At 72.1% G+C, this 22,979-nt stretch carries 19 protein-coding genes; 8 read left to right on the top strand and 11 right to left on the bottom strand.

Annotation, left to right across the window (positions count from 1 at the left end; all coding sequences use genetic code 11):
- Positions 1 to 31 precede the first annotated feature (31 nt).
- Complete coding sequence (locus DT057_RS11805) at positions 32 to 1,495, bottom strand: MdtA/MuxA family multidrug efflux RND transporter periplasmic adaptor subunit (protein ID WP_128562299.1); 1,464 nt, start codon at positions 1,493 to 1,495, stop codon at positions 32 to 34.
- A gap of 323 nt (positions 1,496 to 1,818) precedes the next feature.
- Between DT057_RS11805 and DT057_RS11810 the strand changes: the two genes are divergently transcribed.
- Positions 1,819 to 2,460, top strand: coding sequence for a DedA family protein (locus DT057_RS11810; protein ID WP_128562300.1), 642 nt, complete (start codon positions 1,819 to 1,821; stop codon positions 2,458 to 2,460).
- A 155-nt stretch (positions 2,461 to 2,615) separates the two neighbouring features.
- Here the strand turns inward: DT057_RS11810 and DT057_RS11815 are convergent, their stop codons facing one another.
- From DT057_RS11815 to DT057_RS11855, 9 genes are all read right to left on the bottom strand, one after another.
- Positions 2,616 to 3,377 (bottom strand): SDR family NAD(P)-dependent oxidoreductase, encoded by a 762-nt coding sequence (locus tag DT057_RS11815; RefSeq protein ID WP_128562301.1) that lies wholly within the window; start codon positions 3,375 to 3,377, stop codon positions 2,616 to 2,618.
- A gap of 105 nt (positions 3,378 to 3,482) precedes the next feature.
- Positions 3,483 to 4,475 carry an acetamidase/formamidase family protein gene (locus DT057_RS11820; RefSeq protein ID WP_128562302.1) on the bottom strand — a complete coding sequence of 331 codons (993 nt, stop codon included), beginning with the start codon at positions 4,473 to 4,475 and terminating at the stop codon, positions 3,483 to 3,485.
- Positions 4,476 to 4,501: 26 nt separating this feature from the next.
- The gene (locus DT057_RS11825; protein WP_128562303.1) at positions 4,502 to 5,212 is read right to left on the bottom strand and encodes an ABC transporter ATP-binding protein; all 711 of its coding nucleotides are present in this window, start codon (positions 5,210 to 5,212) and stop codon (positions 4,502 to 4,504) included.
- A complete protein-coding gene (locus tag DT057_RS11830) occupies positions 5,205 to 6,029 on the bottom strand; it encodes an ABC transporter ATP-binding protein (protein WP_128562304.1) in 825 nt (274 codons plus the stop codon). The genes DT057_RS11825 and DT057_RS11830 overlap by 8 nt, the downstream gene beginning before the upstream one ends.
- On the bottom strand, positions 6,026 to 7,087 hold the full coding sequence (locus tag DT057_RS11835) for a branched-chain amino acid ABC transporter permease (RefSeq protein ID WP_128562305.1): 1,062 nt from the start codon (positions 7,085 to 7,087) through the stop codon (positions 6,026 to 6,028). Before DT057_RS11835 ends, DT057_RS11830 begins: the two co-directional genes overlap by 4 nt.
- 10 nt (positions 7,088 to 7,097) lie before the next feature.
- Complete coding sequence (locus DT057_RS11840) at positions 7,098 to 7,970, bottom strand: ABC transporter permease subunit (protein WP_128562306.1); 873 nt, start codon at positions 7,968 to 7,970, stop codon at positions 7,098 to 7,100.
- A gap of 76 nt (positions 7,971 to 8,046) precedes the next feature.
- The gene (locus DT057_RS11845; RefSeq protein WP_128562307.1) at positions 8,047 to 9,288 is read right to left on the bottom strand and encodes an urea ABC transporter substrate-binding protein; all 1,242 of its coding nucleotides are present in this window, start codon (positions 9,286 to 9,288) and stop codon (positions 8,047 to 8,049) included.
- A gap of 52 nt (positions 9,289 to 9,340) precedes the next feature.
- A complete protein-coding gene (locus tag DT057_RS11850; protein WP_128562308.1) occupies positions 9,341 to 9,979 on the bottom strand; it encodes an ANTAR domain-containing response regulator in 639 nt (212 codons plus the stop codon).
- Complete coding sequence (locus tag DT057_RS11855; RefSeq protein WP_128562309.1) at positions 9,976 to 11,133, bottom strand: transporter substrate-binding domain-containing protein; 1,158 nt, start codon at positions 11,131 to 11,133, stop codon at positions 9,976 to 9,978. Before DT057_RS11855 ends, DT057_RS11850 begins: the two co-directional genes overlap by 4 nt.
- A 279-nt stretch (positions 11,134 to 11,412) precedes the next feature.
- On the opposite strand from DT057_RS11855, the gene DT057_RS11860 reads away from it, so the two are divergent.
- Entirely contained in the window at positions 11,413 to 13,314 is a 1,902-nt protein-coding gene (locus DT057_RS11860; RefSeq protein ID WP_238313214.1) for a potassium transporter Kup, read from the top strand.
- 22 nt (positions 13,315 to 13,336) lie between these two features.
- Here DT057_RS11860 and DT057_RS11865 read toward each other — a convergent pair whose 3' ends face one another.
- Complete coding sequence (locus DT057_RS11865) at positions 13,337 to 13,555, bottom strand: DUF6894 family protein (protein ID WP_128562311.1); 219 nt, start codon at positions 13,553 to 13,555, stop codon at positions 13,337 to 13,339.
- A 1,131-nt stretch (positions 13,556 to 14,686) separates the two neighbouring features.
- Here DT057_RS11865 and DT057_RS11875 point away from each other — a divergent pair.
- The 6 genes from DT057_RS11875 to DT057_RS11900 all read left to right on the top strand — a co-directional run bounded on the left by DT057_RS11875 (position 14,687) and on the right by DT057_RS11900 (position 22,979).
- A complete protein-coding gene (locus DT057_RS11875) occupies positions 14,687 to 14,995 on the top strand; it encodes a hypothetical protein (RefSeq protein ID WP_128562313.1) in 309 nt (102 codons plus the stop codon).
- A gap of 354 nt (positions 14,996 to 15,349) precedes the next feature.
- On the top strand, positions 15,350 to 16,543 hold the full coding sequence (locus tag DT057_RS11880) for an efflux RND transporter periplasmic adaptor subunit (protein WP_407068081.1): 1,194 nt from the start codon (positions 15,350 to 15,352) through the stop codon (positions 16,541 to 16,543).
- A 77-nt stretch (positions 16,544 to 16,620) separates the two neighbouring features.
- Positions 16,621 to 19,791: an efflux RND transporter permease subunit gene (locus DT057_RS11885; RefSeq protein ID WP_128562314.1), complete on the top strand. Its 3,171-nt coding sequence runs from the start codon at positions 16,621 to 16,623 to the stop codon at positions 19,789 to 19,791.
- Between the two features lie 300 nt (positions 19,792 to 20,091).
- The gene (locus DT057_RS11890; RefSeq protein WP_128562315.1) at positions 20,092 to 20,781 is read left to right on the top strand and encodes a GntR family transcriptional regulator; all 690 of its coding nucleotides are present in this window, start codon (positions 20,092 to 20,094) and stop codon (positions 20,779 to 20,781) included.
- Between the two features lie 139 nt (positions 20,782 to 20,920).
- Positions 20,921 to 22,093, top strand: a complete 1,173-nt coding sequence (locus DT057_RS11895) for an ABC transporter substrate-binding protein (protein ID WP_128562316.1) — start codon at positions 20,921 to 20,923, stop codon at positions 22,091 to 22,093.
- Between the two features lie 13 nt (positions 22,094 to 22,106).
- The gene (locus DT057_RS11900; protein WP_128562317.1) at positions 22,107 to 22,979 is read left to right on the top strand and encodes a branched-chain amino acid ABC transporter permease; all 873 of its coding nucleotides are present in this window, start codon (positions 22,107 to 22,109) and stop codon (positions 22,977 to 22,979) included.

A 22,979-nucleotide genomic window follows, 5' to 3' on the forward strand; every position in this document is an offset into this window, starting at 1 on the left:
AGCCGGGAGGCGGCGTCCGGCATCGCGCGCCTCACGGGTTCTGGTTCTGCCGGCGGCGGTGGGGCCGCTCGCCGTCCTGGCCCGGGCGCTCGCCGTCGCGCCGCGGGCGGGGTCCGGCCCCGGCCGGCGCCGGACCGGCGGCGGGAGCCCCCTCGCCCGGTCCCGCATCCGCCTCGCGGCCGGGCGCCGCTGGCTGACCTGGCGCCGCCTCCTGGCCGGGCGCCACTTCCTGGCCGGGCGCCGCCTTGGCCTCCGGCCGGCCGCCGGTGACCCGCACCGGGGCGCCGTCGCGCAGGCGGTCGGTGCCGTCGACCACCACCCGGTCGCCGACCGCGAGGCCCTTGGCCACCACGGTGCGGGTGCCGTCGGTCTCCCCGATCGTGATCGGGCGCACCGTGACCTTGTCGTCCTCGGAGAGCAGGTAGACGTAGGTGCCGGGCGTGCCGCGCAGCACCGCCGCCGCCGGGACGATGGCGGCCCCGCGCACGGTGTCGACGTCCAGGCGCGCGTTGACGAACTGGTTGGGGAAGAGCTTGTCGTCCTGGTTCTGGAACAGGGCCCTCAGCTTCACGGTGCCGGTGGTGACGTCGATCTGGTTGTCGACCGTGTCGAGGGAGCCGCCGGCGATCTCGGTGGTGTCGCTGCGGTCGAAGACCCGCACCGGCAGGGTGGCGCCGGCCCGCAGGCGGTCCATCACCCGGGCGAGCACGTCCTCGGGCAGGGTGAACACCACGGAGATGGGGTGGAGCTGCGTCACCACGACGATGCTGGTCGAGGCCGCCGTGACGTAGTTGCCCTGGTCGATCTGGCGCAGGCCGACCCGGCCCTCGACCGGCGAGGTGATGCGCCCGTACTGGATGTTGAGCTTCTGCTGGTCGATCTGGGCCTGGTCGGAGGCGACCACGCCCTCGTACTGCTTCACGGTCGCGGCCTGGGTGTCGACGTTCTGCTTCGAGATCGAGTCCTGCCGGTTCAGGGTCTGATAGCGCACGAGATCGAGACGGGCGTTCTGCAGCAGCGCCTGGTCGCGCAGGAGCTGGCCCTGGAACTGGGCGAGCAGCGCCTCGTAGGGGCGCACGTCGATCTGCGCCAGGAAGTCGCCCTGGCGGACGGTCTGGCCCTCGCGAAAGCCGATCTGGGTGAGGTAGCCGCTGACCTGCGAGCGCACCGTCACGGTGGCGAGGGGCGTGACGGTGCCGAGGCCCGAGAGCACGACCGGCATGTCCCCGCGGGTGACCGTGGCGACGCCGACGGCCTGCGGCCCCTCCCCGCCCCCGCCGCCGCCGCGCCGGGAGCCGCGGCGCCCGGCCTCGGGCTTCGGCGCCTCCCTGGCGGTGAGGCGGACGAGGTCCGGCAGGCTGCCGCGGTAGGCCCAGGCGCCGGCCCCCCCGACCACCAGCAGCGCGAACAGCCAGAACAGCCAGGCGCGCCCGCGGCGGCGGCGCGGCGGCGTCTCGACGGCGTCGTCGGTCCGGATGGGAGACAATTCGTTCATCGCGCTACCTGAAACCCGATCGGGTCACGCCCCCGCCGTCCACCCGCCATATCGTGCCCGCCCCGGCACGTTCCCATGCGACACGCCGAACCGCCCGGCCGGATCGCCCCGCCGACCGCCCCCCGAGTCCCGCCGGCGCGCCGTCCCGTCAACTCGCCACGCCAATGCGTCGCGAGTACGACCGCGATGTTGCCTCATGATTGCTGAACGCGAGCCGAGCGTGCGCGCCCCGGAAGGGCCATGATCGGGGGCAGTATGGGCCGCGTCCGGGACGGCCCCGCCCGACCTCGCGCGGCCGTCCCGATCCCCGCGACGAGCGCCCGATGTCCTTCCTGCACGACCTGCCGATCGCCGACCTGATCACCCAGTACGGCTACTGGGCGATCTTCCTGGTCATCACCCTGGAGAGCGCGGGCGTGCCGCTGCCGGGCGAGACCGCGCTGATCTCGGCCGCCGTCTACGCGGGCTCGACGGGACAGATCCGCATCGGGCTCGTGGTCGCGGCCGCCGCCGCGGCGGCGATCCTCGGCGACAACCTGGGCTACTGGGTCGGCCGGCGCTGGGGCATGCCGCTGCTGCTCCGCTACGGCCGCGCCGTCGCCCTCGACCACGCCCGCCTGAAGCTCGGCCAGTACCTGTTCCGCCAGCACGGCGGCAAGATCGTGTTCTTCGGCCGCTTTACCGCCATGCTGCGGGCCTACGCGGCCCTGCTCGCCGGCGTGAACCAGTTCGACGCCCGCCGCTTCTTCCTGTTCAACGCCGCAGGCGGCATCGCCTGGGCCTCGCTGATGGGCTTCGGCGCCTACTCGTGCGGCCGCTCCATCGAGCACGTCGCCGGGCCGGTCGGGATCGGCCTCCTGGCCCTGGTGGTGTTCGGCGGCGTCGCCCTGTGGCTGTTCGTGCGCCGGCACGAGGCCCGCCTGAGCCGGGAGGCCGAGGCGGCGTTCCCGGGCCCCCTGGCCTGAGGGCGCGCGCGCCGGCGCGGGTCGACCCGGTCTGCGCGCCGCCGGGATCCGCGCGAGAGCAGCATCCGATCACGCTGCGATCGGCCGCTGCTCCAGGTTTTTGACTCTGCCGCATTGTCTGCGGCGAACCGGTGTCCCGTTCGCCGGAAATGGCTCTAGAACTGGACCCCGCGGGTGAGCGCGCCGTCGACCACGAGGTTCGTGCCCGTGATGAAGCTCGCGGCCGGGCTCGCCAGGAAGACCGCGGCCCGGGCCATCTCCTCGGGGCGGCCCATGCGGCCGGTCGGGTTGAGGCGCAGGGCCTCGGCGAACAGCGCCGGGTCCCCCGCCTCGATCCGGTGCCAGACGCCGTCCTTGAAGTAGGTGTTGCCGGGCGACACGGTGTTGGCGCGGATGCCGCGGGCCGCGAGCCGGTAGGCCAGGCCCTGGGCGTAGTGGATCAGCGCCGCCTTGTAGGCGCCGTAGGGGCCGGCCGCGAAGTCGATCTCGCGCCCCGACACGCTGGCGATGATCACGATCGCGCCGGCCCGGGAGCGCTCCAGGAACGGCATCGCGGCGTCCACCGCCGCGACCGTGCCCATGATGTCGACCGAGAAGCCGCTGCGCCAGGCCGCCTCGTCCGCGCCGACCGCGAGGGCGCTCACGTTCGGCACCAGGATGTCGAGGCCGCCGAGCTCGTCCGCCGCCGCCGCGATCCAGGCGCGCAGGGCCGGCGTGTCGGCGACGTCGACCGCCCGCCCGGTCGCCGGGACGCCGGCGCCGCGCAGGGACGCGACCTTGGCGGCGACCTCGTCGGCGTTGCGGGCGCAGAGCGCGACCGCGGCGCCCTCCGCCGCCAGGAGGTCGGCGATGGCGCCGCCGATCCCCTTGGTGCCGCCGGTCACGAGGGCGCGGCAGCCCTTCAGGCCGAGATCCATGCTGTCCTCCTTGGGGGGTGTCCCGCGCCCCGGCCGGGGCCGGGCGCGCGGGGGTCGGGCGATGCCGCAGCGCCGGCGGCGACGCCGGCCCGGACGGCCGGGCCTTCAGGCGAGGGCGATCGACTTCGCGATCGACGCGCCGAGGGTGTATTTCGGATCGACCATGTTGCCGAGGCGCACGCGCCCGCACTGGGTCAGGAGCATGTAGGCGTCGATCTCCTCGAAGCCGAAATCCGCCGCGAGCCAGCGCACCAGCTCGCGGTAGGCGATGCGGGCGGCGTCCTCCATCGGCCGCGAGGAGCCGATGGTCATGAAGAAGGTCTCGGTCTCGAGGCGCGGCCAGCGGATGGTCCAGCCCTTGATGAGGTCGATCTGCACCGTCGTGTGGGTCGGATGCTCGACCGCGACGCCGCACAGCTCGCCGTCCCCTTGCGCGGCGTGGCAATCGCCGAGGTAGAGGAGCGCGCCCGCGATGTTCACCGGCAGGTAGACGACCGCGCCGACGCCCACGTCCGGCAGGTCCATGTTGCCGCCGTAATAGTCGGGCTGAAGCGCGGAGATCGCCTCGATCTCCGGGGAGGTGCCGATGGTGCCGATGAAGGGCTGGTAGGGCAGCGTGATCCGGTCGCTCCAGCGCACGCCGTGCTCCGGCGTGACCTCGAGCTTGCGCACCCGCTCGGGCAGGGCCGGGTTGAGGAGCGCCGTGTCGCCCGTGGCGACGAGCCCGCCGAAATCCGGCATGATCAGGGTCGTGCCGACGGGCTGGGGGCCGCGCGGGCGGATCGACCGGATCGCGACCGCCAGGCAGTCGCCCTTCTCCGCCCCGTTGACGTAGATCGGCCCGTTCTGCGGGTTCAGGTAGGGGAAGTTGAGGATCTTCGTCGGGCTGTCGCTCTCGTGGCGGATCCTGCCCTCGAAGGCGTCGTGGGTCTCCACCGTGACGACGGCGCCGGGATCGACCCGGAGCACGGGCTCGGCGAAGGGGCCGTAGACGTAGTGGTAGCGGCCCTGCTCGGCCTCCGTGATGGTGTGCTCGGCGCCCGGCCTGCCGCCGGCCACGCCCTTGCGGGCCATGATGGACTGATCGAGCCAGTGCATTGGGGTCTCCCTCCCTTGTCTCGCGCTCACACGGCGAGGTGGCGGCGCACCAGGTCGCGGTCGCCGAGGGCCTCGGCCGACAGCTCCGCGACGATCCGGCCCTTGTCCATGACGTAGCTGCGCTGGGCCATGGCCCGGATCAGGTCGAGGTTCTGCTCCACGAACACGATCGTGACCCCGGTGCGCCGGTTGAGCTCGACCAGCGTGCGGCCGATCTCCTGCACCACGGAGGGCTGGATGCCCTCGGAGGGCTCGTCGAGCAGGACGAGGGCGGGGCCGCCGACGAGGACGCGGCCGATGGCGAGCTGCTGCTGCTGCCCGCCCGACAGGGTGCCGGCGCGCTGGCCCCGCCGCTCGCGCAGGATCGGGAACGGCCCGAAGGCGCGCTCGTAGTCGGGCCTGGCGCCGCGGGGCAGGAGCGAGGCGCCGACCTTGAGGTTGTCGGCGACGCTCATGCGGGGGAACACGTCGCGGCCCTGCGGCACGTAGCCCATGCCGAGCCGGGCGCGCCGGTGCGCCGCGAGGCGCTCCACCCCCTCGCCCCGGAACGCGATCCCGCCCGCGGCCGCCGGCAGCAGGCCGACCAGGGTCCGCATCAGGGTCGACTTGCCGACGCCGTTGCGCCCGATCACCGCGACGATCTCGCCGGCCTTCACCGCGAGGTCGACGCCCTGGAGCACGGGCTTGCCGCCGTAGCCGGCGCGCAGGGAGGTGGTCGCGAGCAGGATCTCAGGCATCGGCGGCGCTCCGGGCGGGCGCGTCGCGGGGCCGGGCGCGGTCGGCCGGCCCGGTCTCGGCCTCGCCGAGGTAGATCGCGGCGACGCGCTCGTCGGCGACGATTTCGTCCGTGGTCCCCTGCGCGAAGATGCGGCCGACATGCAGCACCGTGACCCGCTGCGCGATCTGGCGGACGAAGGCCATGTCGTGCTCGATCGCCAGGAGGGCGACGCCGTCCCGGTTGAGCGCCTGCACCATCTCGCCGGTCGCGTGGGTCTCGTCGGGCGACATCCCGGCGGTCGGCTCGTCGAGGAGCAGCAGGCGGGGCTTGAGGCTGATCGCCATGCCGATCTCGAGCCACTGCTTCTGGCCGTGGCTCAGGGCGCCGGCCCGCTCGGGCGCCGCGTCCGAGAGGTTGAGGAAGGCGAGGAGGCGCCGGATCTCCGCCGTCAGCGAGGCGCCCTCGAGGTGGTGCTGGAGCGCGATCTCGAGGTTGTGGGCGACGCTGAGGCCCGGGAAGATCCCCGGGACCTGGAACTTGACGCTGAGGCCCCGCCGCACCCGCTCGAAGGGCTTGAGGGCGGTGACGTCCTCGCCCCGGTAGAGGATGCGGCCGCTCTCCGGCGCGTACTCGCCGAGGAGCAGGCGGAAGAAGGTGCTCTTGCCGGCGCCGTTCGGCCCGATCAGGCAGTGGACCTCGCCCTCCTCCAGGCGGAAGTCGACGCCGTTCGTGACGTGCAGGCCGCCGAAGCGCTTGTTGAGCGCCCTCGTCTCCAGGAGCGCGGCGGGCGCGGGGGCGGCCGCGGCGGGCGCGGCGTCGGGGAGCGGCGGGGTCATGGGGCCGGCGCGCCCCGGCGGCGGCCCGGCCAGGCGCGGCCGAGGGCCCGCAGGAGGGCCACCACGAAGCCCTCGGGCGCCGTCAGCACGGCCACGACGAGGAGCAGGCCCATCACCACGAGCGCGTACTGGCTGCCGTAGATCGTGAGCGCCTGGAAGCCGCCCAGGACCGCGAGGGTGCCGACGAGCGTCGCCGTGAGGTCGCCGCGGCCCCCGACCGCGACCCAGATCACCGGCAGGGCGGCGGCGGTGAGCCCCATGCTGGAGGGCGTGATGTACTGGCCCCAGGCGGTGTAGAGCGTGCCGCTCAGCCCCGCGAGCGCGCTGCCGATCACGAAGGCGCCGAGCTGGTAGCGGCGCACGTCGTAGCCCAGCATCTCGGCCCGCTCGGGGTTCTCGCGGATCGCCACCAGCACGTTGCCGAAGCGGGCGTTCACCAGGATGCGCAGGGCCAGGTAGGTGACGGCCAGGAGCCCGAGGAGCGCGTAGTAGAGGGCGACGTCGGGAAACAGCACGAGGTCGCCGCCGGGCCAGGGCAGCGTCAGGGGCGGCATGCCGCTCATCCCGTTGTAGCCGTTGAGGCGGGCCGCGCCGATGCGCCACTCGGGCCCGGCGGTCTGCGCCATGAAGCGCTCCATCACCAGCGTCACCGACAGGGTGATGATGCCCAGGAACACGCCGCCGATGCGCCCGAAGAACAGGAAGTAGCCGAGCAGCAGCGCCATCAGGGCCGAGAGCGCCACCGCCAGGGCGACCGCCACCAGGGTGAAGCCGTAGGCCGCCCCGACGTTGAGGGTGAGCACCCCGTAGGCGTAGCCCGAGAGGCCGAAGAAGGCGGTCTGGCCGAAGCTGAGGGCGCCGCCGTAGCCCCAGATCAGGCAGAGGCCGAGTGCCATGAACACCCAGCAGAAGAAGTAGGCGGTGTTGCCGACGGTGTAGCCGTCGACGAGCCACGGGTAGGCGGCGGCCGCCGCCAGGACGAGGCCGAAGGCGGCCCAGAAGGCCGGGCCGCGGCCGATCGTCTGGGGGCCCTCGAGGCGCCGGAGGATGCGCAGCATCGTCGCCCCCTCAGGCCCGCTCGCGCAGGATCAGGCCGGAGATCCCGCTCGGCAGGACCCGGATCACCAGGATCACCGTGACGAGGAGCCCGATCTGCCCGAAGAGCTGGCCCTGCCAGGAGGTCAGGAGCGCCCGCACGGCGCCGAGCACCAGGGCGGCCGGCGCCGTGCCGAGGAAGATGTCGGCGCCCCCCACCACCACGGTGACGAAGGCCTCCATGATGAAGGTCGTCCCCATGGTGGGCACGATGGTCATGGTCGGCGCGTAGAGGCCGCCCGTGAGGCCCGCGAGCGCCGCCCCGATGCCGAAGGTCAGGGCGTAGATCGCCCGGGTGTCGACCCCGAGGGCCTCGGCCATGTGGGGCACCTGGATGGTGGCGCGCGCCAGCGTGCCGAAGCGCGTGGCGTTGAACACGGCGTAGAGCCCGACGAGGACCAGGATCGCGGCGAGCATCAGGACGACCCGGTAGGCGGAGTAGGAGTAGCTGCCGACCGCGAAACTCCCGAGGGGCGTGCCGACGCCCGGCATGCTGGAGCCGAGCAGGATCAGCGTGCCCTGCGTCGCCACGAGGCTGATGCCCCAGGTCGCCACGATGGTGTCGAGGGGCCGGCCGTAGAGGTGGCGGATCACCAGCCGCTCGAGGAGCATCCCGACCGCCCCGGCCACGAGGGCGCCGGACAGGATGCCGAGCGGCAGCGGCAGCCCGGCCCGGGTCGTCGCCACGGTGACGTAGGCCCCGCACATGATGAGCTCGCCGTGGGCGAGGTTGATGACGCCCATCATGCCGAACACCACCGCGAGGCCGCAGGCGGCGAGCACCAGGAACGAGAAGGCGTCCCCGAGCTGGTAGAGGAACGCGAAGGCCAGGTTGAGGAACGCCATGCGGGGGACCGTCTCGTGGGCGGGGACCGGGACGCCGTCGCCGGGGCGCGTCGTGGCCCCGGCCGGCCGCGGGCCGTCAGGGCTTCGGCGGCGGGTTGCTCGGCGTGTACTGGGCCATCGGATCCTTCTTCGTCAGGTCGCAGCCGGCCTGGCCCAGCCAGTAGGGCTTGATGTCGTCCCAGGTCTTGGGGAAGGAGATCGCGTGCTTCTCGTCCACCTTGGCGAGGTAGATCGTGTGGGAGGCGTGCTGGCTCTTCGGGTCGATGCAGACCTTGCCCTCGGGCGCGTCGACGCAGACGTCGCCGGCCGCGATGACCTTGCGCAGGTCGGCCCGCTTGGTCGAGCCGCTCGCCCGCTCGACCATCTGCTTGTAGAGGTAGACGGCGTGGTAGGAATTCTCGGCCTCCTGGTTGACGTAGGGCTCGTTCGGGAACTTGGCCTTCCACTTGGCGAGGAAGGCCTTGCTCGACGGGGTGTCGACCTCCTCGATGTAGTTCGTGGTCACGTACATGTTGGCGAGGCTCGGGGGCTGGAAGCGCTTGTGCTCGTAGCCCTGGCCGACGTTGACGGACGAGCCCATCGGGATCTTGAGGTTCGCGGCCGCCGCCTGCTCGTAGTACGAGGCCTGGGCGGTGCCGACGAGCAGCGTCATCAGGATGTCGGGCTTGGCCTTCTGGATGTTCTGGATCGTCTGCGAGAACTGCGACACGCCGAGGGGGATGAACTCCTCCCCGACCATCTCGCCGCCGTTCTCCTTGACGATGTTGCGCACCCACTCGGCCGAGATCTGGCCGAAATTGTAGTCCGCCGCGATGGTGTAGACCTTCTTGCCGAACTTCTCCATCATCCACGGGATCAGGGTCGAGAATTGCTGCTCGGGCACCGCGCCCGTCACCACCATGTGGCCGTCGCAGACGCCGCCCTCGTACTGGTTGTTGTAGAAGGCGAAGCCGTCGAGCTGGTCGACGATGGGCCGGTAGGCCTCGCGCGAGGCGCTGGAGAAGCCCGCGAACACCACGTTGACCTTGTCGCGCTGGAGCACCCGGCGCATGAACTCCTGGTAGCGGGTGTTGTCGGACTGCGTGTCGTAGATCACGAGCTCGAGCTTGCGCCCGGCGATGCCGCCGCCGGCGTTGATCTCGTCGGCGGCGAGCTGGATGCCGTGCACCTTGCCGATCGTCGCGACCGCGAAGTCGCCCGACTGGTCCTCGAGGACGCCGAGCTTGATCGGGTCGGCCGCGCGGGCGGCGGGGCTCGCCAGGATCAGCGCACCCGCGAGGGCGGCCAGGCGGGATCCATGCTGGAACGGTGTCGGCATCTCGCGTCCTCTCGGCTGACCGTGTCGCCACGGTCGGTGTGGAGTTCAGGGCTCAGGTCTGGGCGCGGCGCCGCTCCGGGGCCGCGCGGTGGTCCGGGCGGGCCCGCACCAGGGCCTCGCAATGCTCCTCGAGGGGACGGCGGGCGCGCATGCTGTCCCGGCGCAGCAGCTCGAAGGCGGCGTCGTCGTCGAGCCCGTGCTCGTGCATCACCCGCAGGATCGCCTTGACGACGAAGCGCCGGCCGCGGCGGCGCTCCTCGTGGCGGGCGAGGCGCTCCTCGAGGAGGCGCCGCCGGTTGTGCTCGTTCACGGCGAGGAACAGGGCGGCGTAGACCGAGGCGCCGTGGATCGGCTTGCGCAGGAGCCCGGTGGCGCCGAGCTGCAGCAGGCCCTTGAGGCGGCTCGGCGCCTCGACGCCGACGAGGCCGAGGACCGGGACCGGCGGCAGGTCGCCGACCGCGCTCGCGCCGACGCCCGGCATCGGCAGGTCGCCGTCGACGATCACGAGGTGGCGCTCGGGCTCGAGGATCGCGAGGTCGAGCCAGGGCGGCTCCCCGGCCGGCAGCACCGTCGCGACCGTGAGGCCGAGCTTCATCAGCGTCGCGGCGAGCACGTCGGTGGCGGCCGTGGGCGCGACGACGAGGAGCGCCTGCGTGCCGCTGAAGTTCTGGACGAGTCGGGGGCCGGTCATGGCACCACCCGCAGGGCCGTGCGCCGGCTCGCCGGGACCACCCGCGGCGCGCTGCGCACGAGGTAGGGGTCGGGCGCGACGGGCTCGGACGCCTGCGCCACGATGTCGAAGCGCGCGGCGCGGGTCGAGACGCCGATGCGCGGGGTCAGGCAGGCGTGCAGCGTCGCCTCGTCGAGGCGCACGGGCCCCTGGGGGGCGTCGAACGCCACCGCGCAGGCGCTGCTGCGGACCGCGCCGACATCCTCCGTCCCGGCCCTCGCCAGGGCGGCCGCCAGGAGGTGGACGGCGATGTAGGAGGCCTCGGCGTCCGCCGACAGCGTCGGCCCGGCGGGGAAGCGCGCCCCGTAGGCCGCCGTGAAGGCGCGGTTGCGCGCGCCGGCCAGCGACGAGAAGTAGACGCTGGAGCTGAGATGGCCGTCGACCGCGTCGGGGCCGATGGCCTCGAGCTCGGGCTCGGACAGGCTGCAGCTGGCGATCGGCATCCGCGCCGGCTGGTCGATCCCGCGGGCCAGGCAGGCGCGCCGGAAGTCGCGGAAGAACTGGTAGGCCGAGACGCCGATGAGGGTGCTGAAGACGAAGTCCGGGCGCGCCGCCAGGATCGCGGCGATCACCTGGTCGAACTCGGTCTCGCCGACCGGGAAGTAGCGCTCCGCGGCGACGCGCCCGCCCGCGAGGGCGAGGGCCTCGCGCAGGATGCGGTTGTTCTCCCAGGCCCAGATGTAGTTGGCGCCGACGCAGTACGCCGTCGTGCCCCGGCAGGCGAGCAGGTGCTGCACCAGCGGCACGATGTGCTGGTTGGGCGAGGCGCCCGTGTAGACGACGTTGGCGGAGGTCTCGAAGCCCTCGTAGTGCGAGGGGTACCACAGCAGGGCGTCCCGCTTCTCGAAGATCGGGATGATCTCCTTGCGGCTCGACGACGTGTAGCAGCCCACAACGTGGCGGATGCCGCTCCCGAGCAGCGCCTCCGCGCCCGCGACGTAGCCGGCGATCGCGCCCTCGGGGTCGACCACCGTCGCGTCGAGCGCGACGCCGCCCGGCCCCGCATTCACCTCCTCCACCGCCAGGAGGGCGCCGTTCAGCATCGAGCGCGCGACGAGGCCGTAGGGCCCGGTCGAGGAGAGCAGGATTCCGATGCGGTGGCGTCGCTGGTCCATGGTCCTCCATCACGCAAGAAACCCGCCAGCGCGGAGCGCTGCGGGCTGCATTGCCGAAGTGGGATGTCGTCGGGTTGACGCGAAACTGGGCAGCTTTGCCCCGCGCCTGAAAAACAGGCTCGTCGCTCGTGGGGCCGTTGTCAAGCCCGTTGCGGCCGCGCCCGCGCCCGGGACGTTTTCGGGTGGGCAAGGCCCGCCGGATCTCTGGCTGAGACCGGTTTTTCCCCGTATCTATGCCGGGCTGGGCAGGCGATCCGGGAGGGGTGCGTGGAGAGGGCAATCGAGTCCGCGGAGCGGCCGTCGCACGCCAGGCCCGTCTCCGTCGCGGCCTCGCTCGGCGCCCTCGGCATCGTCTACGGCGACATCGGCACGAGCCCCCTCTACGCCCTCAAGGAGACCATCAAGGCCGCCTCCGGCGGGCACGCGCCGGGCCGGGAGGCCGTGCTCGGCTCGGTGTCGCTGATCCTGTGGTCCCTCGTGCTCGTCGTGGCGCTCAAGTACGCGACCCTGATCCTGCGGGCCGACAACCGCGGCGAGGGCGGCATCGTGGCGATGCTGGCCCTCCTGCACGTCCGGCACGCGCCGGCCCGCTCCTGGCGCGCGCTGCTGCTCGTCGTCGGCCTCGTCGGGGCGGCGCTCCTCTACGGCGACGGCGCGATCACGCCGGCGATCTCGGTGCTCAGCGCCGTCGAGGGCCTCAAGGTCGACGCGCCGGGCCTCGCGCCCTTCGTGGTGCCGATCACGATCGTGATCCTGATCGGCCTGTTCTCGGTCCAGCGCCGGGGCACCGGCTTCATCGGGCGCATCTTCGGCCCGGTCATGCTCGCGTGGTTCGCCGCCATCGCGCTGCTCGGCGTCGCGGGCATCCTGCGCGACCCCGGCATCCTGGCGGCGCTCAACCCCTGGCACGCGGTGCACCACCTCCTGTCCGCCGGCACCCACGTGAGCTTCGGCATGCTCGGCGCGGCCTTCCTGGCGGTGACCGGGGGCGAGGCGATGTACGCCGACATGGGCCATTTCGGCCGCGGCCCGATCCGGGCGGCGTGGTTCTCGGTGGTCCTGCCGGCGCTCGCCCTGAACTACCTCGGCCAGGGCGGCCTGCTCCTGGCGAGCCCGGGCGACGCCGAGAACCCGTTCTTCCAGCTCGCGCCCGACTGGAGCCACTACCCCCTGGTGGCCTTCGCCACCCTCGCCACGGTGATCGCCTCCCAGGCGATCATCTCGGGCGCCTTCTCGCTGACCCAGCAGGCGATCCAGCTCGGCTTCTTCCCGCGCATGCGCATCACCCACACGGCCAGCCACGAGATCGGCCAGATCTACGTGCCGATCGTGAACTGGCTGCTCGCCATCGCGACGCTCGGCGCGGTCCTGGCCTTCGGCTCCTCCGACGCGCTGGCGGGCGCCTACGGCATCGCGGTGTCCCTGCTCATGGTGATCACCACGCTGCTGGCGGCCCTGATCGCCCTGCAATGGGGCTTCAACCCGGTGCTGGTGATCGCCGCCAACGGCGCGTTCCTGATCGTCGACCTGATCTTCTTCAGCGCCAACTCCACGAAGTTCCTCGAGGGCGGCTGGTTCCCGCTGGTGCTCGCGGCCGGCGTCGCCTTCCTGATGTTCACCTGGCGCCGCGGCGCGATGCTGGTGGAGGCGGGCCGCAGCCAGCGCCGGGAGCCCGAGCACGCCTTCCTGCAGCGGATCGAGGAGCGGCACGTGCCGCGCATCGCCGGGTCGGCCGCCTTCCTGTCGCACGCCGACGAGGGCGTGCCGATCCCCATGATGAGCTTCGTGCGCCACGTCCAGGTGCTGCAGGAGCGGGTGCTGCTCGTGACGGTCAAGACCAAGGACATCCCCGAGGCCTCGCCCGACGAGCGGATCCAGGTGATCCCGGTCTGCGAGAACGTGGATCGCGTGATCCTGCGGTTCGGGTTCATGGAGAGCCCGCACGTCCCGGCCGCCCTGGCCGAGGCGGTGGCGGAGGGACGGCTCGCGGGCATCGACCTCGACCGCCTCACCTACTGCATCGGGCGCGAGACCGTGGTGGCCTCGACGCGCAAGCCCGGCATGCCGGCCTGGCGCGAGGAGATCTTCGCCCTGATGCAGCGCAACGCCGAGGAGACCGCGAGCTACTTCTGCGTGCCGGCCCAGCAGGTCGTGGAGATCGGCACGGAGATCGAGGTGTAGGGCGCCGGCCGCGGCCGGCACCCTACATCAGGGGAACGGTCGCCAGGATCGTGCCGTCCGCGCTCCGGACCATGAGCTGCCAAGTCCCCGCAAGATCGGACAGCTCGCCCTGGGCCCGCATCTCCTCGATGACGGTCCATGCCTGCCTCAGCGCTTCGTCGAAATCGTCGGCCTCCACGCCTTCCGTGTCGCGGATGGTGTCGTGCCCGTTGATCAGATCGAAATGAAAGCGCTGTGCCACACTGCCCTCCTGGTTTCCCCCCGTCGAGCCCGCCGCGACACTACCTACGTAGTAAGCATTGGACTCTTAGCCTTCTCTCTGGTGTGTCATCAATCCTAACATTAAATTAATTTGCAGCTTATGAGGTAATGGTGTGTATGGTGTTCACCCGGAATGAGCTTGTGTCGAAAGCCAGACCAACTCTGCCGAGTCGTAATAGCTCGATTGCCGGCCAGCAAACCACGTACGTTAGGCCTCTCATCCTGAAGGACACGTCAGATGCCCGCCTCGCTCAAATCGATGTTTGAGTGCGTGAACAACAGCAATCCCGAGCAGAACGACAAAATACGCGGCCACGTCGCAAGCATCATTAGAAAACTGATACAATCGCAGTCTTCGAAGAAGGCAGGCTGAAGATCAGCCCGGTGCGCCCGCAACGCAGAAGCACCGATAGCCATTCCTTTCAGCTTTCAACCATCCAATACTAACCGTAACCGTATAAGAGCAGGCAGACCCCGCAACCCCCGTCGCGGGGATTTTTTCGGCCGGAGGCGCGGTTTCGTCTTGAGGCGACGCGGTGGGATCGGGCGCGCGGCCGGGCGGGACCGGGACGGCGGGGTGCGGGCGGATTCGCGCCAAATGCCGGCGGCCGCGGCGACGAAGCGCTCGCCTTGTCCCGGAACCGCCCTTGCCCGCGTTTGAGCCCCCGTTAAGGTGCCGCCTCCGTGGCCACGCCTTGTGGGAGCGAGCCTTGTGGGAGCGGGCCTTGCCGCAGATCCGCCTGAAGCCGACCCAGGACGGCGCCGACACGGTCTATCGCGGCGCGCAGGTGCTGACGTCCGGCCTCACGCGGGGCCCCGGGCCGAGCCTGCGTCGCGGGCACCCGCGCGCCGGAGGCGCGCCTCCGGGCCTGACCCGCGCGGGCGCGTCGGCCGGGCGGCCGGGCCCCGGGGGCCGCGCCCGCCGCGCCGAGATGAGGCCGGGAGGGCGGCCCCGCGTCGGCTCACGTCACGGTTGAGCTTATTGCTTACTGCACGTGATTGCTTCATCATCGGCCGGACTGCCTCTTCATCGTCCGGGCCGGCCGATGCTCGGTCTTAGTGCAGAACACCGCAGCAGACGCGTGATCACTCTCGAGCAAAGGACTGTCGGATGCTGCCTGTGCATGGTCTCCTGGTGGGCGCCGCGCTGTGGATCACGGCCGCGGATCGGGTGCCGGTGTTCGACATCAAGCCGGGCTGCCACGCGGCGAGCACGCTCATGGACCTGGCGCCCGACCGGGAGCAGCGCTGCTACGAGGACGAGGCGAGCGCGCGCGCCGAGGTCGCCAAGCAGTGGGCGCGGTTTCCGGCGGGGGACCGGCAGCGCTGCACCGCGGAGGCGCAGCTCGACGGGACGCCGAGCTACGTCGACCTCCTCGAGTGCCTCACCCTCGCCCGCGAGGCGAAGGACGAGAACTAGAGCATTTTCCGGCGAAGTGGACACCGGTTCGGCGCAGAACATGCGGCAGAATCAAAGACCTGGAGCAGCGGCCGATGGCCGCGTGATCGGATGCTGCTCTATGGCGATGTCCGGCGCAGCGGTCACCCGCCCGCCCCGGGCCCTGCCACATGGATAGCGGACGGACCGGCCGGGATCCCGCTGCCACGCCCCCGCGCCGGGGACGCCGGCTCGACCGGCACGACGGACCCGTCCAATTGTCGGTTCTTTCGAGAGGGATCGGTTCTAACTCTGCCATAACGTCGTCCCGTCGCAGCTGATCGGATCTGGTCTCCCGACTCCCTCGTTGGCCACTCGCTTCCGGCAGGCCCCGCCATGCATTCCGACGCGCGGTTCCCCTCACGGCCGATGCCCCTGCTGGCCGGGACGCTGGCCCTGGCCCTCGTGGCAGGGTGCAACGAGCGCAACCAGTACGTGCCGCCCCCGCCCGCCGCCGTGAAGGTGACCCAGCCGGTCCAGCGGCCGGTCACGCACTACTTCGCGCTGACCGGCAACACCCAGGCCTTCGCGGCCGTCGATCTCGAGGCGCGGGTGCAGGGCTTCCTCGAGGCCATCACGTACGCGGACGGCGCCGTCGTGAAGGCGGGCGCGCCGCTGTTCTCGATCCAGCGCAACACCTACGAGGCGCAGCTCAAGCAGGCGCAGGGCAACCTCGCCTCCCACCAGGCGGCCGAGGCCAACGCGCAGTCCGAGTACCAGCGCCAGGCGACCCTCGGGCGGCAGGAATTCGCCTCGCAGGCCCACGTCGAGGACGCCAAGACCCGGTTCGACCAGGCGAGCGCCGCCGTGATGGAGGCGAAGGCCAACCTCGACCTCGCCACCATCAATCTCGGCTACACGCAGGTCGCCGCCCCCTTCGACGGGGTGGTGACCAACCACCTCGTCGACGTCGGGGCGCTCGTGGGCGTCGGCGGGCCGACGAAGCTGGCCCAGATCGTGCGCATCGATCCGCTCTACGTCTACTTCAACGTCAGCGAGCAGCAGGTGCTCCAGGTCAAGCAGGGCCTGGCCCGGCAGAGGCGCGGGCTCGGCGACCTCGCCGACATCCCGGTCGAGGTCGGGGTGCAGACCGAGACCGGCTACCCGCACCGGGGCCGGCTCGACTACGTGGCGCCCCAGGTCGATCCCTCGACCGGGACCCTGCTCGTGCGCGGCCTCTTCGCCAACGCCGATCACGCGCTGCTGCCGGGATTGTTCGTGCGCGTGCGCGTCCCGGTGGGGCGCCAGGACAAGGGCCTCCTCGTGCGCGACGACGCCATCGGCACCGACCAGCGGGGCAGCTACGTCCTGGTCGTGGGCCAGGACGACGTGGTGGCCCAGCGCGTCGTGAAGGTCGGCCAGCGCGAGGGCCGCCTGCGCGTGATCGAGGCGGGCCTCGATCCGGGCGACTGGGTGGTCACCGACGGCCTCCAGCGGGCGATCCCGGGGGCGAAGGTCGCGCCCCAGAGGGTGACGACCGAGGCCAGCGCGGCGGCCGACCCGCCCGCCGAGCCGCCCCTCCAGCGCTGAACCCCCCGCCGGCTCCCGCCCGGGCGGCGGGACGCACCGGCGCAGCCCCGCCCGGATCCCGAACCGTCAGGCCCGCCATGATCTCGCGCTTCTTCATCGAGCGGCCGGTGCTCGCCAACGTCCTGGCCCTCGTCATGGTGCTGATCGGGGCGGTCGCCCTCCTCGGCCTGCCGGTCGCCCAGTACCCGAACGTGGTGCCGCCCACCGTGCAGGTGACCACGCGCTACCCCGGCGCCAGCGCCCGGACCGTGGTCGACACCGTGGCCCTGCCGATCGAGCAGCAGGTCAACGGCGTCGAGAAGATGCTCTACATGCAGTCGACGAGCGCCAGCGACGGCACCTACACGCTCACCGTCACCTTCGCGATCGGCACCGACGGCGACCAGGCGCAGGTCCTGGTGCAGAACCGGGTCGCCAGCGCCATGTCGTCGCTGCCCCAGGCGGTGCAGGTGCAGGGCGTCACCACCCAGAAGAAGTCGACCGCGATCCTGCAATTCGTGACGCTGTCGTCGCCAGACGGGCGCTACGACAGCCTGTTCCTGTCGAATTACGGCGTGATCAACGTCCAGAACGAGCTGGCGCGGCTGCCCGGGGTGGGCAACGTGAACGTGTTCGGCGCCGGGCAGTACGCCATGCGGATCTGGCTCGACCCCAACCTGCTCCAGGCCCGGGGGCTCACGCCGGAGAACGTCGTCAGCATCGTGCAGCAGCAGAGCCAGGAGGTGACGGCGGGCGCGGTCGGCATGCCGCCGGTGCCCAAGGGCCAGGACTTCCAGTACACGCTCAACGTCAACGGGCGGCTCAACGACGCCCCCGACTTCGAGAACATCGTCATCAAGGCCGAGGCCCAGGACGGCGGCCGCATCACCCGGCTGCGGGACGTCGGCCGGGTCGAGCTCGGGGCCCAGACCTACAGCCAGTCCTTCACGCTGAACGGCCAGCCGGCGGCGGGCCTCGGCATCTTCCAGCTCCCGGAGGCCAACGCCATCACGGTGGCGGGCGAGGTGCGGGCGAAGATGACCGAGCTCGCCGGGAGCTTCCCGCCCGGGCTCGTCTACACGATCCCGTTCGACACGACCGGGTTCGTCGAGGCCTCGATCCACGAGGTCTACGTCACGCTGTTAGAGGCCGCGCTCCTCGTGCTGATCGTGATCCTGGTGTTCCTCCAGGACTGGCGCGCCATGCTGGTCCCGGCCACCACCGTGCCGGTGACGATCATCGGGGCCTTCGCCGCCATGGCGGCGCTCGGCTTCACGGTGAACCTCTCGACCCTGTTCGCGATCGTGCTGGCCATCGGCATCGTGGTGGACGACGCCATCGTGATCGTCGAGGGCGTGGCCCACCACATCGAGCGGGGCCTGCCGCCCCGGGCGGCGGCCGAGAGGGCGATGGGCGAGCTGTTCGGCCCGATCATCGGCATCACCCTGGTGCTGATGTCGGTGTTCGTCCCGGCGGCCTTCCTGCCGGGCCTCACGGGCCAGCTCTACAAGCAGTTCGCCCTGGTGATCGCCGCGACCGCGCTGATCAGCGCCGTCAACGCGGCGACGCTGAAGCCGACGCAGTGCGCCCTCTGGCTGCGCAGGCCGGTGCCGCCGGAGAAGCGCAACGCCTTCTACCGCGGCTTCAACCGGCTCTACGACGCCGCCGAGCGGCGCTACGCCGGGCTCGTCGCCCGCATGGTGCGCCACAGCGGCGTCATGGTGGCGCTGGCCCTGGTGCTGATCGCCATCGCGGGCTACGGCCTCGCGCGCCTGCCCACCGCCTTCCTGCCGACGGAGGACCAGGGCTACGTCCTGATCGGCGCGCAGCTGCCGGACGGGGCCTCCACGCAGCGGACCGACGCGGTCATGCAGCGGATCAGCCGGCTGGCCAAGGACACGCCCGGGGTCGACCAGGTCCTGACGATCAGCGGCATCTCGGCCCTCGACAACAACGCGACGCTGCCGAATGCCGGTGTCGCCTACGTGGTCCTCAAGGACTGGGACGCCCGGGGCAAGGAGAAGGGCCAGGACCTGCGCAGCCTCTACGAGAGCCTGAACCGCAGCCTCGCGGCGGTCGAGGAGGCCGTCACCTTCGTGCTGGTGCCGCCCCCGATCCAGGGCATCGGCAACGCGAGCGGCTTCACCATGCAGGTGGAGTTGCGCAACGGCAACTTCGACTACCCGCTGCTCGAGAGCCTGGCGCGCACGATGGTGGCGAACGGGGGCGCGCAATCGGCGCTGCAGAGGCTCAACACCTCGTTCCGGGCGGGCGTGCCCCAGCTCGCCGTGACGGTCGACCGGGTGAAGGCGGAGGCGCTCGGCGTGACCGTCGGCCAGGTGTTCTCGACCCTGTCGGGCTACGTCGGCTCGGCCTACGTGACGCAGTTCAACAAGTTCGGGCGCACGTTCCAGGTCTACGTCCAGGCGGAGCCGGATTTCCGCGTGAGCGCGCAGGACATCCAGGACCTGAAGGTCAAGGCCGGCAACGGCACCATGGTGCCGCTCGGCACCCTCGTGGAGGTCGCCACCGTGCAGGGGCCCTCCCTGATCAGCCTCTACAACCTCTACCCGACGGCGACCATCGTGGGCGGGGCGGCCGCGGGGTTCAGCTCGGGCGAGGCCCTCGACCTGATGGAGCAGGTCGCCCGGAAGGTCCTGCCCCCCGGCACCAGCTTCGACTGGACGGCGATGTCCTACCAGGAGAAGGCGGTCGGGTCCCAGATCTACGTGGTGTTCGGCCTCGCCATCGTGCTCGTCTACCTCGTGCTGGCCGGGCAGTACGAGAGCTGGATCCTGCCGGTCTCGGTGCTGCTCGGCGTGCCCCTGGCGCTGCTCGGCACGGTGGCGGCGCTCAGCAGCCTCGGCGTCGCGAACAACCTCTACACCCAGATCGGCCTCATCCTGCTGATCGCCCTCGCGAGCAAGAACGCGATCCTGATCGTGGAGTACGCGCGCGAGAAGCGGGCGGACGGGATGCCGGTCGCGGAGGCGGCGATCGAGGCGGCCCGGCTGCGGTTCCGCCCGATCCTGATGACGTCGTTCGCCTTCATCCTGGGCGTGCTGCCGCTCGTGCTCGCCTCCGGCGCCGGCGCCGCGGCCCGCAAGTCGATCGGCATCGCGGTGTTCAGCGGGATGCTGGCCTCGACCTGCCTCGCGGTGCTGTTCGTGCCCTCGTTCTACGTCGTGCTGCAGCGGCTCGAGGAGCGGCGGGCGGCCCGGCGCCGGCCGGACCCGCAGCCCGGCGCGACGGCGGCCGGGCCGGCCTGACCCCGCCGCCCGGGAACAGGAACGCGTCGCCGACGCGCACGGCGTCGCCGACGCGCACGGGGGAGCCGAGGGCGGGCCGGGTCGGCGGCACCCCGACGCCGGGGAACGACGGGGCCGCCTCCGCCGGGATCGCGGGGGCGAGGCTGATGGCCACGATGACGACGGGCCCGGCGACGCTCGGCCGGACGTGGCCGGATCGCGGGAGAAAACGTCGTTTCCCCTGGCGCCGGTCCCGACCGATGATGCGGGGCCGCGGCCGAGGGGTTCGGCGGCGGCGGCCCGCGGAGACGATGACGCGAGATGGAAGAGCGAACGCGCGCCGAGGTGATCGCCCAGGCGTTGAGGAAGGCCATCATCGAGCAGGCCCTGGAGCCCGGCGCGAAGCTCCCCGAGGACGTGGTCGGCGACACGTTCGGGGTCAGCCGGACGGTCGCCCGGCGCGCGCTCGAACTCCTCGCCGCCGAGGAGCTGGTCGAGTTCCGGCCCCGCCGGGGGGCCGCCGTGAGCCGGCCGACCCTGGCGGAGGGGCGGGACCTCTTCGCGGTCCGGATCGACCTCGAGCGGGTCGTCGTCCGCCGGCTGACCGGGCGCCTGGAGGAGGACCAGCTCGCCACCCTCGCCCGCATGGTCGAGCACGAGCACCACGCCCACCATCACGGCCGCCCCGAGTACATCCGGCTCGCGGCCGAGTTCCACGTCGTCCTCGGCGAGATGACCGGCAGCCTCGTCCTGTCGCGCCTCCTGGCGCAGCTCGTCTGGCGCAGCGCCCTCGTGCTGCGCCTCTACGGCCGCCCGCGCTGGGACAGCTGCAACCTGCAAGAGCATCTCGACCTGATAGAGGCCCTGCGGGCGAGCGACGCGGCCGCCGCCGAGGCCCTGATGACGACCCACCTCGAATCGGTGCTCCTGCGCGGGCTCGACGGCGGCAAGGCCGGCGGCGCCGAGGAGCCGGGGGACATCCTGCGCCGCTACGCCCGGGCGGATTCCTGATCACCTGCCCAAACTGGATACAATTGCACCAGGCAAATGTACTCGATTTAGGCAGCGCCGGCCGGCGCGCCGGCGGCCGGACGGAGCGCCCGCGGCTGGCACGCGGCTTGCCGGCGTCGGGGCGCACAGGAGAGCGCCCATGGACCGTCGCCCCGTCCTTCACCGCCGGGCCCTGCTCGTCGCCCTCGCCCTCGGGGCCGCGGCGGTGCCGGCCGCCGCGCAGGACCCGGTCAAGGTCGGGCTCGTGGCGGCGCTCTCCGGGCAATCCGCGAAGTCCGGCGAGGCGATCACCCGCGGGCTCCAGGTCGCCATCGACGAGATCAACGCCGGCGGCGGCGTGCTCGGCCGCAGGATCGAGCTCGTGCGGCGCGACGACGAGTCGAACCCCGCCAAGGGCCTCGTCGCCGCCCGCGAGCTCGTGCAGCGCGAGAAGGTGGCGGTCGTGTTCGGGGGCATCGACACGCCGGTCTCGATGGCGATCGTGCCGTTCGCCAACGGCGCCAAGGCGCCCTTCATGGGCGTGTGGGCGGCCGGCACCCCGATCACCCGCAACGGCGCGGCGGAGAACTACGTCTTCCGCGTCTCCGCGGTGGACGAGCTCGTGGACGAGGCCCTGGTGGCGCAGGCGGCGCGCAAGGGCGCCCGCAAGCCCGGCCTGATGCTGATCAACAACCCCTGGGGCGAGTCGAACGAGGCCGGCCTGAAGAAGGCGCTCGCGGCGGCGGGCCTGCCGGCGGCCGGCATCGAGAAGTTCGGCAACGACGACATCGACATGGTGCCGCAGCTCGCGCGCCTGCGGGAGGGCGGCGCGGACGCCCTGTTCCTCGTCGCCAACGTCCAGCCCGCCGCCCAGGTGGTGCGGTCCCTCGACCGGATGGGCTGGCCCGTCCCGGTCGTGTCGCACTGGGGCCCGGCCGGCGGCCGCTTCACCGAGCTCGGCGGTCCCCGCGCCGAGACGGTCGACATGGTGCAGACCTACTCGTTCTCGGGCCGGCTCTCGCCGAAGGGCGAGGCGGTGCTCGCCGCCCTCAAGGCACGCTACCCGGAGATCAGGACCCTCTCCGACGTGACCCCGGCGGTCGGCATCGCCAACGCCTACGACGCCATGCACCTCGCGGCCCTCGCCATCGCCCGGGCGGGCTCGACCGAGGGGCCCGCCGTGCGGGCGGCCTTCTACGAGATCGGGCCCTACCAGGGCCTCATCAAGACCTACGCCCGGCCGTTCTCCCCGGGCAACCACGATGCCCTGTCGCGGGAGGACTACATCTTCACCCGCTTCTCGGGTCCCGAGATCGTGCCGCTGACCGATTGAGGGATGAGCCGCGATGCTCGTCCTCTCCGCGCTCGTCTCGGGCCTCGCCCAAGGCGCGATGTACGGGCTCGTGGCCCTCGGCTACCACGTCACCTTCGCGGTCTCCCGGACCGTGAACTTCGCGCAAGGCAGCGCGATGATGCTCGGCGCGGTGCTCGGCTACGTGCTCGGGGTGCGCGAGGGCTGGCCGATGCCCCTCGCGGTCGCGGCCGCGCTCGCGCTCTGCGCCGCCTTCGGGCTCCTCGTCGAGCGCGTCCTCGTGCGGCCGTTCGTGCGGCGGGGCTCCGAGGCCTGGCTGATGGCGACGGTGGCGGGCGGCCTCGTCCTCGACAACGCCGCCATGTTCGCCTTCGGCAAGGAGCCGCGCGCCCTGCCCTCGCGGCTCGCCGAGCGCCCGGTCGAGATCCTGGGCCTCGGGCTCTACCCGCTCCAGCTCGTCATCCCGGTCGTCGGGATCGCCGTCGCGGCCGCGCTCCACCTCCTGTCGCGGCGCACCGCCCACGGCCGGGCCCTCCTCGCGGTCGTGCAGAACCCGACCGCCGCCCGCCTGATGGGCATCGACGTCGGCCGGGCGGTGGCGCTCTCCTACGCGGGCTCGACCCTGCTCGCCGGGATCGCGGGCCTGCTCATCGCGCCGCTCTCGAGCGTCACGGCCGAGATGGGGACGCTGTTCGGCATCAAGGCCTTCGCGGTCGCGATCGTGGGCGGGATCGGGTCGGCGCCCGGCGTCGTCGCGGCGGGCCTCGCCTACGGGGTCGTCGAGGCGCTGGCGACGGCCCTCGTCGGCTCGTCCTGGACCCAGATCGTCGTCTTCGCGGCCGTGATCGGGTCGCTCGCGCTGCGCCCGAACGGGCTCTTCGGCGCGGCCGGCCCGCGCAAGGTCTGA

This window comes from Methylobacterium crusticola, from assembly GCF_003574465.1.
Taxonomy (GTDB): domain Bacteria; phylum Pseudomonadota; class Alphaproteobacteria; order Rhizobiales; family Beijerinckiaceae; genus Methylobacterium; species Methylobacterium crusticola.

What these genes read in the sequence shown, in the direction of transcription:
- DT057_RS11805 (WP_128562299.1), bottom strand. Translation starts at nt 1,495, where the DNA reads ATGAACGAATTGTCTCCCATCCGGACCGACGACGCCGTCGAGACGCCG.
- DT057_RS11810 (WP_128562300.1), top strand. Translation starts at nt 1,819, where the DNA reads ATGTCCTTCCTGCACGACCTGCCGATCGCCGACCTGATCACCCAGTAC.
- DT057_RS11815 (WP_128562301.1), bottom strand. Translation starts at nt 3,377, where the DNA reads ATGGATCTCGGCCTGAAGGGCTGCCGCGCCCTCGTGACCGGCGGCACC.
- DT057_RS11820 (WP_128562302.1), bottom strand. Translation starts at nt 4,475, where the DNA reads ATGCACTGGCTCGATCAGTCCATCATGGCCCGCAAGGGCGTGGCCGGC.
- DT057_RS11825 (WP_128562303.1), bottom strand. Translation starts at nt 5,212, where the DNA reads ATGCCTGAGATCCTGCTCGCGACCACCTCCCTGCGCGCCGGCTACGGC.
- DT057_RS11830 (WP_128562304.1), bottom strand. Translation starts at nt 6,029, where the DNA reads ATGACCCCGCCGCTCCCCGACGCCGCGCCCGCCGCGGCCGCCCCCGCG.
- DT057_RS11835 (WP_128562305.1), bottom strand. Translation starts at nt 7,087, where the DNA reads ATGCTGCGCATCCTCCGGCGCCTCGAGGGCCCCCAGACGATCGGCCGC.
- DT057_RS11840 (WP_128562306.1), bottom strand. Translation starts at nt 7,970, where the DNA reads ATGGCGTTCCTCAACCTGGCCTTCGCGTTCCTCTACCAGCTCGGGGAC.
- DT057_RS11845 (WP_128562307.1), bottom strand. Translation starts at nt 9,288, where the DNA reads ATGCCGACACCGTTCCAGCATGGATCCCGCCTGGCCGCCCTCGCGGGT.
- DT057_RS11850 (WP_128562308.1), bottom strand. Translation starts at nt 9,979, where the DNA reads ATGACCGGCCCCCGACTCGTCCAGAACTTCAGCGGCACGCAGGCGCTC.
- DT057_RS11855 (WP_128562309.1), bottom strand. Translation starts at nt 11,133, where the DNA reads ATGGACCAGCGACGCCACCGCATCGGAATCCTGCTCTCCTCGACCGGG.
- DT057_RS11875 (WP_128562313.1), top strand. Translation starts at nt 14,687, where the DNA reads ATGCTGCCTGTGCATGGTCTCCTGGTGGGCGCCGCGCTGTGGATCACG.
- DT057_RS11880 (WP_407068081.1), top strand. Translation starts at nt 15,350, where the DNA reads ATGCATTCCGACGCGCGGTTCCCCTCACGGCCGATGCCCCTGCTGGCC.
- DT057_RS11885 (WP_128562314.1), top strand. Translation starts at nt 16,621, where the DNA reads ATGATCTCGCGCTTCTTCATCGAGCGGCCGGTGCTCGCCAACGTCCTG.
- DT057_RS11890 (WP_128562315.1), top strand. Translation starts at nt 20,092, where the DNA reads ATGGAAGAGCGAACGCGCGCCGAGGTGATCGCCCAGGCGTTGAGGAAG.
- DT057_RS11895 (WP_128562316.1), top strand. Translation starts at nt 20,921, where the DNA reads ATGGACCGTCGCCCCGTCCTTCACCGCCGGGCCCTGCTCGTCGCCCTC.
- DT057_RS11900 (WP_128562317.1), top strand. Translation starts at nt 22,107, where the DNA reads ATGCTCGTCCTCTCCGCGCTCGTCTCGGGCCTCGCCCAAGGCGCGATG.